At 41.3% G+C, this 12,373-nt stretch carries 8 protein-coding genes; 7 read left to right on the top strand and 1 reads right to left on the bottom strand.

Annotated elements, in window-relative coordinates; translation table 11 throughout:
• Window positions 1-313: 313 nt before the first annotated feature.
• Window positions 314-1,645 carry a trigger factor gene (gene tig / locus JO943_RS08610; protein WP_005227325.1) on the bottom strand — a complete coding sequence of 444 codons (1,332 nt, stop codon included), beginning with the start codon at window positions 1,643-1,645 and terminating at the stop codon, window positions 314-316.
• A gap of 248 nt (window positions 1,646-1,893) precedes the next feature.
• Between tig and JO943_RS08605 the strand changes: the two genes are divergently transcribed.
• The 7 genes from JO943_RS08605 (at window position 1,894) to JO943_RS08575 (ending at window position 12,287) form a co-directional block, all read left to right on the top strand.
• On the top strand, window positions 1,894-4,071 hold the full coding sequence (locus JO943_RS08605; protein WP_032876484.1) for a TonB-dependent receptor domain-containing protein: 2,178 nt from the start codon (window positions 1,894-1,896) through the stop codon (window positions 4,069-4,071).
• 509 nt (window positions 4,072-4,580) lie between these two features.
• Complete coding sequence (locus JO943_RS08600; RefSeq protein WP_202740512.1) at window positions 4,581-6,878, top strand: TonB-dependent receptor; 2,298 nt, start codon at window positions 4,581-4,583, stop codon at window positions 6,876-6,878.
• A gap of 106 nt (window positions 6,879-6,984) precedes the next feature.
• Entirely contained in the window at window positions 6,985-7,668 is a 684-nt protein-coding gene (locus JO943_RS08595; protein ID WP_202740511.1) for a Fe2+-dependent dioxygenase, read from the top strand.
• Window positions 7,669-8,125: 457 nt separating this feature from the next.
• On the top strand, window positions 8,126-9,823 hold the full coding sequence (gene leuA, locus JO943_RS08590; protein WP_202740510.1) for a 2-isopropylmalate synthase: 1,698 nt from the start codon (window positions 8,126-8,128) through the stop codon (window positions 9,821-9,823).
• A 126-nt stretch (window positions 9,824-9,949) separates the two neighbouring features.
• Window positions 9,950-11,110, top strand: a complete 1,161-nt coding sequence (metX, locus tag JO943_RS08585) for a homoserine O-succinyltransferase MetX (protein WP_032881307.1) — start codon at window positions 9,950-9,952, stop codon at window positions 11,108-11,110.
• Window positions 11,110-11,703 (top strand): methionine biosynthesis protein MetW, encoded by a 594-nt coding sequence (gene metW / locus JO943_RS08580; RefSeq protein WP_004775800.1) that lies wholly within the window; start codon window positions 11,110-11,112, stop codon window positions 11,701-11,703. Before metX ends, metW begins: the two co-directional genes overlap by 1 nt.
• On the top strand, window positions 11,700-12,287 hold the full coding sequence (locus tag JO943_RS08575; RefSeq protein WP_005227336.1) for a tetratricopeptide repeat protein: 588 nt from the start codon (window positions 11,700-11,702) through the stop codon (window positions 12,285-12,287). Before metW ends, JO943_RS08575 begins: the two co-directional genes overlap by 4 nt.
• Window positions 12,288-12,373: the final 86 nt, after the last annotated feature.

The following is a 12,373-nucleotide window of genomic DNA, read 5'->3' as shown; positions in this document are numbered from 1 at the left end:
AGGGATAATCGATGAAATTGCAAAAGGTTCAATCTGAAATATTCGATTATTTAGACTAAAATCTGGTAATTTTTCGAGAAATTAACACTTTCATAACATAGGGTTTTAAGCACTTGCAGCAATACTTTCCAGGATAGAAATTTTCGGATTCTGCAAGCCCTGCTCCCCAGCATTTTGCATACGAGAGAATAGAACGAGATAAGAGCCGTAACTGCTCAATTCATTTTTTAACGTTCTACCTTATCCATACAGCTCAATGCTAAAGAAAAAAGGCGCATTAAGCGCCTTTTTTCTTTAAACAACTTTTGAAAGATTAGCCACGACGAGCTTGTTGTTCTTTCAATAAGTCTTCGTAGCTAATCGCAACATCTTTTACTTTAGCAGCAGCTAAGATGTGATCAACCACTTGATCTTCTAACACAACAGCTTCGATTTGAGCGCGTTGTTGTTTGTCATTTTTGAAATATTCAACCACTTCAGTTGGATCTTCATAAGAAGAAGCCATGTCATCGATGTAAGCATCAACACGTGATTGGTCAACTTCAAGTTTAGCATCAGCCAATACCTTGCTTACCAATACGCCAAGCTTCACTGATTTTTCAGCTTGCTCTTTGAACAATTCATCCGGAAGCATGCTGCTGTCAAATGCGCCTGCACCTTGAGCACCAAACTGTTGCGTGAATTGCTGGATCATTTGTTGACGTTGACGGTCAATTTCTTGAGCAACCATAGATGCTGGAACTTCGATTTCGTTTGCAGCAACAAGCGCATCAAATGCAGCTTGTTTAACTTGGTTACGAAGACCATTGCGAACTTCACGTTCCATATTCTTACGAACGTCAGCTTTTAACTTGTCTAAGCCTTCTTCTTCAGTTAAACCAAAGATTTTCAAGAATTCAGCATCGATTTCTGGAAGTTTAGGTTTTTCAACTTGCTTCACAGTGATTTTGAATTGAGCCGCTTTACCCGCCAAGTTTTCAGCTTGGTAGTCTTCTGGGAAAGTTACATCGATAACTTTCTCTTCGCCAGCTTTCATACCAACGATACCGTCTTCAAAACCTGGGATCATACGACCTGAGCCAAGTACAAGTTTAAAGTCTTCAGCAGCGCCACCTTCAAACTTCTCACCATCAACAGTACCTTCGAAGTCGAAAGTCACTTGCATGTCTTTCTTCGCCATACCTTTGGTTACAGCCCAAGTTTGACGTTGTTTTTGCAAGTTTTCGATCATCACGTCAACGTCTTTATCGTTGATTTCTGATGATTTACGTTCAACTTCCAAGTCAGCAAAAGTTTTCACTTCTACTTCTGGATAAACTTCAACAGTTGCTTCAAAAACTAAAGCATCATCTTTGTTTTCAACTTTCTCAATGTTTGGCATACCCACTGCATTGATTTTTTCTTGTTGAATTGCTTCGAATACGCTGTCACGAATGACGTCATTCACAACTTCTTGATAAATGCCCGCACCATATTCACGGCGAACAACATTTAAAGGCACTTTACCTGGACGGAAGCCGTTGATCTTCACAGTTTTGGCAGTGCGTTTTAAGCGAGCTTCAAACTGCTCGTTAACACGGCTCGTCGGTACAGAAACATTTAAACGACGGGCAACGCCCGAAACCGCTTCAGTCGTTACTTGCATGGCTTCCTCGATATATAGTTAGTAGTAACATTTTTAAAGTGCCACATTATATGACAACTTTCAGGATATACAAAATCGGATGCTAAAAAAGCAAATATATTTCCAATTTCAACTGAAATCACAGTTTTCTTAAATGAAACTTAAATTGAATGTTACTTTTTGTTGTTAATGATAAATATTATCACTATAATTCGCACTGATTTTGAGCACTTTTCTATTTTTTCTCGTCCAGCTTTGGAACTCTAGTTATGAGTAAATTTAATTTATCCCCACTTTCTTTTGCATTACTTGGGGTAATGACCACTTCGGCTTTTGCAGACAACACAACAACACCTGAAAGCACCAATACACACCAGCTTGCTACCATTGTGGTTTCGGCTTCTGGTTTCGAACAAGATATTAAAAATGCACCGGCCTCGATTAGCGTTGTCACTAAAGACGATATTGAAAAGAAAAATGCGACCAGCATTGCAGATCTACTTTCAGATGTCCCTGGTATCGACATCCGTGATGGGATTGGAAAAACCTCTGGCTTAAATATTAAAATGCGTGGCCTAGGCAATGAATACAGTCTGATTCTGATTGATGGTCGCCGCCAAACCACTTCATCGGATGTAACACCAAACGGTTTTGGAGAATCAGCAAATGGCTTTTTACCCCCACTCGCTTCAATTGAACGGATTGAAGTCATTCGTGGACCAATGGCAACGCGCTATGGTTCCGAGGCGATGGGTGGTGTCATTAATATTATTACCAAGAAAATTAGTGATCAATGGAATGGCAATGTCACAGTGAGTGGCAATGTGATGGAACATGGCGGCGAAGCCGACTCATGGAAAACTAGCGTAGTGGTGAATGGTCCAATTATTCAGGACAAGCTGGGCCTCCAGTTACGTGGTTCTTATTTAGATCGCCAAAAGTCAGAACGTGTTCCAGGCACTTCAGGTCGTGATCCACGTCCAAGTGAAGCAGATATTTATGATATCGGTGGAAAATTATCCTTTAAATTGGATGATCAGAATAGCTTCTGGGTAGATGGTTTTCACTCAAGTCAAACTTATAAAAATGATGATAACCGTTTAGGTACACTGGATACACCGGCACGAGCTAATGGCTATAAAGACGAGCTGGAATTCAAACGGGACCAGATTGCTGCAGGTCATCATGGTGACTATAGTTTTGGTCAATGGAACTCTTATGTCAGCCAGACTAAAACAGAAACAATTGGCCGTACCATTCCAAGAAATACATTCCCTGGGAATGCAGCAGCAGGTCAGGACCGTACCTTAAAAAATACGGATTTTGTTGCCGACACACATGTGGTTATGCCAATTGCAGATCACAAACTTACTGTCGGTGCTGAATATAAAGAAGCAAAAATTGCAGATGATATTGCTGGTCTTGGTGCAACATTCAAAAAAGACTCTTTCTCTATCTATGCAGAAGATGAATGGCGCATTCTCGACAACCTCGGCTTTACGCTTGGTGGTCGTTATGAAGACCATTCGGGCTTTGGAGGCCAATTTAGCCCGCGCGCCTACCTCGTCTGGAATGCAAATGACGAACTTACAATTAAAGGTGGTGTCAGCACAGGTTATAAAGCACCATCTGCAAAAGACCTTCACAATGGCATTGTAAGTATTAGTGGGCAAGGAACCTCATTTAACATTGGCTCTCCTAACTTAAAACCAGAAGAATCAACCAACTATGAACTTGGCTTCAACTACAACAACGGCAATTTAGACCTGACGACAACAGCATTCTTTAATAAGATTAAGAACCTGATTACTGATGGACCTGAATTACTGAACTGTTTCTCTGAAAAAAATCCAAATCAACCCGGTTGTGTGAGCTATGGATCACATATCACTCAAGATACTTTTTCACAAAAAATCAATGCAGATGAAGCTGAAACCAAAGGTGTTGAACTCAGCTTGAAATATAGCATTATTCCTGAATGGGACATTAAAGCTGCATACACCTATATGGAATCAGAAATTACCAAAGGTAAGAACAAAGGTTCTTATCTAAGTAATGTCCCTAAAAATGCATTTAATATGACCTCAACCTGGCACATCAATGATGCATTTGATGTATGGTTACAACATGAATATAAATCAGACCGTAAGCGCTACAATACAGAACAAACCGCAGGTGATGCCGCTATTATTTATAATGCAACTAACAATAAATTAAAGGGTTATAACTTATTTAATTTAGGTGCAAGTTATCGTGTAAATGATCAATTGCGTTTCAATGGTTCAGTGAACAACCTGCTCGACAAAGACTTTAGCAGCAATGGTTCATATATTGATGCTAATGGTAATCCGGCTTCTTATTACGACTATATGCAAATTAGTTCAGGCATGTCTGGTACTTATCTTGCAGGCCGTAACTACTGGTTATCTGTATCCTACGATTTCTAAGTAATCTATACATCATTATATAAAAAACCTGCTCATGCAGGTTTTTTTTACATTTGTCTCCCGCTCATAGCATGCTGTTTAAAGTCATCGCTTTGACAATTTTTTATACTCAGAGTTTAAATTAAACTTTAAAATTTCTATTGTCTTTACTTTTAAACCTTGAGCATCTTGTTTAGAACCCAAGGTTCAGATCATCTTCTCTTTTCCATTAAAAATAACAAGCTGATATTCAAAAGCTTTCATATTGAGTGTCTATAGAAAAAACAGAATTCACTTTATTCGAATGAAAAAATAATTAAATCTAAATAAAAAATTAACTCTTAATGCACAATCGTTTTTCCAGATTAAAGAAAAAAATCAACAAATTAACTACATTTAAGAACAAAACTTCATTCATATTTCCATAATTAAAAGCTGAGGGAATTGGAAAAATCAATTCCAAACAAATGCATATAGAAATAAGAATGATTATTCTTTGCATGAATTTTTATACTGTTTAGGCGTGTCTCATGTCGTTTATCAAATCACGGAAGAAACTCGTTTCTTCTGCAATTGCATCATCACTTTCGGTCATTGCAGTACCTGCGATTGCACAAGAACAACCCGTTCAACTCCCAACCATTCATGCGCATGCAGAACAAGAACAGAGCCTCAAGGTTGATAACTCTGCAAATGCAAAATTTGTTGCACCCCTTAAAGACACTCCGAAATCAGTCTCTATCCTTTCTCAAAAACTAATTAAAGATACCAACTCGAATACCTTACTCGAAGCACTTCGTTATGAGCCAGGGATTACTTTAGGTGCGGGTGAAGGTGGTACACCATTTACAGATATGCCCTATATTCGTGGTTATAGTGGACAATCATCGATTTATGTAGATGGTGTACGGAACACTACCTCACAAAGCCGCGACATGTTTGCGATTGAACAGGTTGAAGTCATTAAAGGTTCTTCTTCTGCCCTCGGTGGAGGTGGCAGTGTGGGTGGTAGCATTAATCTTGTCCCGAAAGTGGCCCATCAGGGTGATGTATATCAGGGCAGCATTCAAGGGGGTACCGACAACTATCGCCATATCCAGCTGGATGCCAATAAAGATTTCGGCAATGGTATCGCAGGTCGTGTTGTGGTGATGGGTCATGAAAATGAAAAACCAGGTCAACACAATGGTGCAGAATTTGCTCGTGCAGGTCTCGCATCAAGCCTTGCTTTTGGCTTAGACACAGCAACACGCGGTACATTCAGCTATTACTATTTACGTAGTAATGACGAACCAGATGCCGGTATTCCATTTAATAATCCAACACGCGCTCCTGCGGGTGTAACGCTTAATCCAGGTGATGGTCGCCCAGTAAGCGTCAAAGCCGGCACCTACTATGGCTGGAAAGATCGTGATTTTGACAAACGTGAAAATCACATTGGTACCTTCAAGTTGGAACACGATTTCAATGAAGATCTGACCTTGTCAAATGTGATGACTTATAACAAATCAAAGTCGGACTATGTCTATACCAATGCAGATGACTCAAATGGCAATATTTACCGCGGTACAGTTGCTCGCCGTGCTTTAAGCCGTATTCTGGATACCGATGCGTATAGCGATCAGCTTTCTTTAAGAGGCAAGTTCAACACTGGGGCATTTAAACATTCATTTAATGTAGGTACTGAGTGGAGCTATCAAAATACCGATCAGGGCATGCATACCTTTACCAATGCGGCTGGCCAAACAACTTCAACTATTCTGGCTTCGAATGTCAGTGGTTGTGACACAGCTTCCGCTACGTCAAATGGCTGGTGTACTGGTTTAAATAATCCAGGCAATGGTCGCTTTACTGACAGTGTAGGCAGTATCAAAAGTCAATCAACAACACGTAGCCGTACTGCCTCTGTTTATGCCCTTGACAGTATTGAGTTTAACCCACAATGGTTACTTAACTTAGGTGTTCGTTGGGACAAATTTGATACCGAGAAGAAATATAATAAAGATGTCTATGCGACAGATAAAGGCGCTTATGACTACTCCAAAGTTGCCACAGCTAAAGGCACTAAATACGAAAGTGATGCTGATTTCTTTACTTATCAGGCCGGTTTAGTGTTTAAGCCAACTGAAGCAGGCAGTATCTATGCAAGTTTTGCGACTTCTGCAAATCCAGTCGGTGTTTTAGCTGAAGGTGATAACAGCGATAATGCGCTCGGTACGACAGATATTGTGAATAACCTGAAGCCTGAAGAAGCACGGACTTTTGAAATCGGAACCAAATGGGACCTGTTTAATGAACGTGCCAATTTAACCGCAGCTATTTTCCGTACTGAAAAGCAAAATACCCGTATTCAAATTGATCCAACCACAACCACCAATGCGGGTGAAAGTAAAGTAGATGGATTTGAAGTGAGCTTAAACGGCAAAATTACCAATAAATGGGATATTGCTGCAGGTTATAGCTATCTGGACAGCGAAATTACTAAGGCAGCTTATAACGCAGTCGCGCAAGAAGGTAAACCACTTCCATTCGTTGCGAAAAACAGTGCTACTTTATGGTCAACATATAAAGTATTACCGAACTTAACACTAGGTGCGGGCGCAGAATATCGTGATCAAGTGTTTGTAAACACAACAGCACCGAAATTCTTGCCAACTTATACCATCTACAATGCAATGGCAAAATACGATGTAAACAAAAATGTGAATTTACAACTTAACGTGAATAACATTGGCGATAAACGTTACTTTACCAGCGCACATGCTGCACATTATGCATTTGAAGGTAATGGTCGTAACGCGGTACTTGCTGTTAATTTTAAATACTAAGTAACAGCGCCATAATAACTTTATGGCATTCAACTGAGTTCATATAAAATAGCCTCGTCATGAGGCTATTTTTACAAATGCAATAAATATTCAAAAGGTGTTCAGCGTGATCCATCATATTCCCAATGTATTAAGCAAACAACAAGTTGCAGAATTCCGCCAGTTAATGGCAGATGCAAATTGGGTGGGTGGAAAAGTGACTGCGGGGACCCTCTCTGCTTCAGTGAAACAAAATCAGCAGCTTTCAGAACAAGATCCCCTGACCCATGCGCTTAGTGATATTGTGATCAAAGCGATCTGGCAACATCCACTGTTTCAGGCTGCGGCATTACCGCATAAAATTATTCCGCCCCTGTTCAATCGTTATGATGAATCTGAAAGCTTTGGCTTCCATGTCGACAACTCGATTCGCCTGATTCGTGGTACATCCGAGCAAATCCGCACCGATTTATCCTGCACCCTGTTCTTAAGCGAACCGGAAGAATACGAAGGCGGCGAACTGGTGGTTGAGGATACCTATGGTTACCATGAGATCAAACTTCCTGCCGGTGATGTGGTGCTTTATCCATCAACCAGTTTGCATGAAGTCAGTAGTATTGGCTCTGGCACCCGTTTCGCATCATTCTTCTGGGTACAAAGCCTGATTCGGGAAGATAGCAAGCGACACCTGCTCTTCTCTTTAGATGAAAGTATCCGTGAACTGCGCAAAACTCATGGCGATGCTTATCCAGAAGTGATGAAACTCACCAATATTTACCATAATCTGATCCGGATGTGGTCTGAACTCTAATTCACATAATTTTCAAAGCTTAGAGATAAAATTAATTTTTTTATCTCTCATTCATAAAATTACGGGAAATTTTCCCCATTAAAATTAAAATAGTGCAAAAAACAGGGAAATATTTTCCATTCATTGTCTTTAAAATGTTTTATAGACCTTTGCAGCCGTCTGTATTTTCGCCTAGACTGAACCCAGTTAGATGATTAATATAACTGCAAAATTAAATAACCCATACGAATGGTAGATGATGAAAACAAATCGCGGCTTTACCCCCCCGTCTCATACAACACATCTTGCTGTTCTTCTCCTGATGCTGCGCCTCGCGCGCGTATAAATTTTTAGCCTACCTTTTTAGGCACTCGCCCCCCAGATTTGCTTTAAATTAATTCTTATAGACACCATATATATTTGTAGCACGTTGCCTTTTATTTGACTCAGCAACCATGCTACGACAAGGAGTTATCTCATGATGTTGGCTGACCCAAGCAAGAAATACCGCCGTATGTACCAGCGCGTCGATTTACCCGATCGCCAGTGGCCAAATAATGAAATCAATCAGGCACCGATCTGGATGAGTACCGACCTTCGTGACGGTAATCAGGCAATTTTTGAGCCGATGAACATGGAACAAAAATTAAAAATGTTCCATATGTTGGTCAAGATTGGCTTTAAACATATTGAAATCGGCTTCCCCTCTGCATCACAAATCGACTTCGACTTCACCCGTAAGTTAATTGAAGAAAATTTGATTCCGGATGATGTCTATATCGAAGTATTGGTGCAAGCACGTGATCACTTGATTGAACGTACCTTCGAAGCTTTAGTTGATGCAAAACGCGCCATCGTGCATATCTATAACTCAAACTCGCCGACTTTCCGCAAGAAAGTCTTGAATGTCGATGCCAATGGCTCAAAACAACTTGCCATGAATGCGGCAAGCAAAGTTAAGGAATATGCGGCACAGTACCCAGCAACAGAATGGATTTTCCAGTACAGTCCCGAATGTTTCACCGCAACCGAATTAGAAGTCGCCAAAGATGTCTGTGATGCGGTGACTGAAATTTGGGAAGCTTCACCGACCAACAAAGTCATCTTGAACTTGCCTGCAACCGTGGAAGTGTCGACGCCGAATGTCTATGCCGATCAAATCGAATGGATGCACCGCAACTTGGCACGTCGTGATGGCGTGATTATCTCGGTACACTGTCACAATGACCGCGGTTGTGGTATCGCCGCCTCTGAATTGGCAATTATGGCAGGTGCTGACCGGGTTGAAGGCTGTGTGTTTGGGAATGGTGAACGTACCGGTAACGTTGACGTTGCAGCAATTGCCTTGAACATGTATACCCAGGGTGTTGCACCTAACTTGGATTTCTCCAATATCAATGAAGTGATTGCGACGGTTGAAGAATGTACGGGCTTACCTGTGCATCCTCGCCATCCATATGCCGGTGATTTAGTCTTTACCGCATTCTCGGGTTCACATCAGGATGCGATTAAGAAAGGTTTCGAGTTCCAGAAAAACGAAGAAATCTGGGATATGCCATATTTACCAATCGATCCGAAAGACTTGGGTCGTGACTATGATGCAGTGATCCGTGTCAATAGCCAATCAGGTAAAGGTGGTATTGCTTACTTATTAGAATCGAATTACAACGTTGCCTTGCCACGTCGTGTACAAATCGAATTTAGCCAGATCGTACAGCAACATACCGATGAAAATGGCACTGAAATCAGCGCCCATGAAATCTGGTCTTTATTTGAAAAAACCTATGTTGATGTAAAAAACAGTCATTATCACACTAAGCATTATCAATTATCAGATATTAATGGTACACAAATCATTGAATTAGACGTTGAAATCGACGGCGAAATTCAACGTCTACGCGGTGAAGGCAATGGTCCGATTTCAGCTATGTTAAATGCTTTACAGTTACCGATTGACGTGGTGAACTACGAAGAACGCAGCATCAGTTCAGGTGCCAATGCCAAAGCCCTTGCCTTGATTGAACTTCAGGTGAAAGGTACAGGTAAGAGTGCATTCGGTGCTGGCGTACATGACAACATCGTGACCTCATCAATTGAAGCCATTATTGCATGTACAAACCGTTTGATTGAGCAAGGTGTGTTGACCACCGACCAAGTGGCTGCCGCAGCCGTGTAGATCGGTGAAATATCACATAATCGTCAGTAAAGCTGAGTTGTAATATCAGAAAAAATGACTTTTGAAAGGATACCTGAATTGGTATCCTTTTATTATTAATGATTTATTATAGGGCGAATCATTCCAGTGTCTTTTCCATCGGATTCAGTGGGTTTAGTCACACCACAAAAGTTTCAATTTGAACAACCGCTAGAACTTGAATGTGGTCGAGTATTACCACGTTTTGATTTAATGGTTGAAACCTATGGAACACTCAATGCAGATAAATCCAATGCCATTCTGATTTGTCATGCACTTTCAGGACATCACCATGCCGCAGGCTACCATCATGAAGATGATAAAAAAGCAGGCTGGTGGGATAGCTGTATTGGCCCTGGAAAAGCAATTGATACCGACCATTTCTTTGTTGTTTCATTAAATAATATCGGGGGCTGTAGTGGCTCTACAGGACCAACCTCACCGAATCCAGAAAATGAAAATCGTCCTTATGGTCCAGACTTTCCACTGGTTACCGTGCGCGACTGGGTCAAAACCCAAGCCATGCTATCTGACCGACTCGGTGTTGAGGTTTGGTATTCCATTATTGGTGGCTCTTTAGGCGGTATGCAAGCCTTGCAATGGTCATTAGATTACCCTGATCGCCTAAAAAAATGTGCCGTGATAGCCAGCGCACCAAAATTATCAGCTCAAAATATTGCCTTTAACGAGGTGGCACGCCAATCAATTCTCTCTGATCCAGACTTCCATCATGGCCGCTATCTGGAAAATGACAGCTATCCGAAACGCGGCCTGATTCTGGCACGTATGGTCGGGCATATCACCTACTTATCTGAAGAAGCCATGAAGCAGAAATTTGGCCGTGACCTCAAGTCAGGCAAATTTATGTATGGTTTCGATGTCGAATTTCAGGTTGAAAGCTATTTGCGTTACCAAGGTGAACAATTTAGTCGCAATTTCGATGCAAATACTTACTTGATTATGACCAAGGCACTGGATTATTTTGACCCTTCCCGTGAATATGAGCACTCTTTAACAAAGGCCATGAGTAAGCCGAAATGCCAGTTTCTGGTGATTTCATTTACCACGGACTGGCGTTTTAGTCCTAGCCGTTCACAGGAACTGGTAGATGCCTTGATTGATAATCATAAGCCTGTCAGCTATCTGGATATTGATGCTGAGCAAGGTCACGACTCATTCTTGTTCCCTATTCCCCTCTATGTAAAAACACTACGGGCATTTTTAGGTGGAGAACAACAGTTGCAATCGACACGACAGGAGCAGCACTGATGCGTATAGATCAACAACTTGCCGAAAAATGGATTAACCCGAACTCTAGCGTGTTAGACTTAGGCTGTGGTGATGGTGAATTGCTGGCTCACATGAGCAAACAGCATAATATTCGTGCCTATGGGCTAGAAATTGATCAAGAAAAGATTGCAATTGCCATCAGTCGGGGGTTAAATATTATCCAACAGGACTTGAACCTCGGTTTAAGCCGCTTTGCCGACCAGTCTTTTGACTCTGTGGTGATGGCACAAGCTTTGCAAGCTGTAGATGCACCTGATGTATTACTCCGTGATATGGTGCGTGTCGGCAAACAGGCGATTATTACTTTTCCAAACTTTGCGCATTGGAAGACACGTTCTTTTCTTGCATTAAAAGGGAAAATGCCTGTTTCGGAAGCTTTACCTTATATGTGGTATAACACCCCGAATATTCATTTATGTACTTTCCGTGACTTTGAAGCCTTATGTGCCGAGAACCGGATTAAAATTATTAATCGACTTGCCGTTAATGGTGACCAACAAGGTAGTATGCTCAGCAAGCATATGCCGAACCTATTTGGTGAAGTCGCAATTTATCGAGTGAGCGCTCTATGAAAAAGACATTAATCAGCACATTTTTATTTGGTCTGATCAGTATACAAGCGCACGCTGACTATGTTGCCCAACCACAATCGGTCGCAACACAGGCAGCGCGTTATTCAGTGATGGACATCGGTGGATTACAAAGCGCAGCCAAATCTGGTCAGGCGGGGGCACAATTTTATTTAGCGACCCGTTACCAGTATGGTAAAGACGTGGCTAAAGATGAGAAACAGGCATTTACCTTATTCAAGGCTGCTGCGGATCAAGGTTTATCTGCAGCACAATTGAATGTGGGCCGTATGTATGCCGATGGTATTGGCACCAAGAAAGACGAAGCTTTGGCTCGTAAATATTTCGAGAAAGCAGCCAGCAATGGCGATAACCGTGCCAGCTTTAATCTTGCCATGATGGAAGAGCAAAAGAAAAATTATATGGGTGCTTATCAGTGGTATGAGCTTTCAACCCGTGATGGCATGCTCGATACCAAAGTGATCAAACTTTCTGAAGGTAAGAAAACGGCGTTGGCTGCAAACTTGACCCAAGACCAGATTCGTACTGCACGTGACCGTGCTGATAAATGGATTCAAGCGCAATAATCTTGTTTAGATTTATTGAATGATATAAAAACCGACTTGTAAGAGTCGGTTTTTTATTATATTGGTAACATTCATCCTTAATTAAA

The organism is Acinetobacter sp. 'aerobic (ED)' (assembly GCF_904886855.1).
Classification (GTDB): domain Bacteria; phylum Pseudomonadota; class Gammaproteobacteria; order Pseudomonadales; family Moraxellaceae; genus Acinetobacter; species Acinetobacter courvalinii.
This window is presented reverse-complemented; position numbering and strand designations above follow the sequence as displayed.

Bases quoted from the DNA above. Each gene is read 5' to 3' on its own strand.
- tig (WP_005227325.1), bottom strand. From the start codon at position 1,645: ATGCAAGTAACGACTGAAGCGGTTTCGGGCGTTGCCCGTCGTTTAAAT.
- JO943_RS08605 (WP_032876484.1), top strand. From the start codon at position 1,894: ATGAGTAAATTTAATTTATCCCCACTTTCTTTTGCATTACTTGGGGTA.
- JO943_RS08600 (WP_202740512.1), top strand. From the start codon at position 4,581: ATGTCGTTTATCAAATCACGGAAGAAACTCGTTTCTTCTGCAATTGCA.
- leuA (WP_202740510.1), top strand. From the start codon at position 8,126: ATGATGTTGGCTGACCCAAGCAAGAAATACCGCCGTATGTACCAGCGC.
- metW (WP_004775800.1), top strand. From the start codon at position 11,110: ATGCGTATAGATCAACAACTTGCCGAAAAATGGATTAACCCGAACTCT.
- JO943_RS08575 (WP_005227336.1), top strand. From the start codon at position 11,700: ATGAAAAAGACATTAATCAGCACATTTTTATTTGGTCTGATCAGTATA.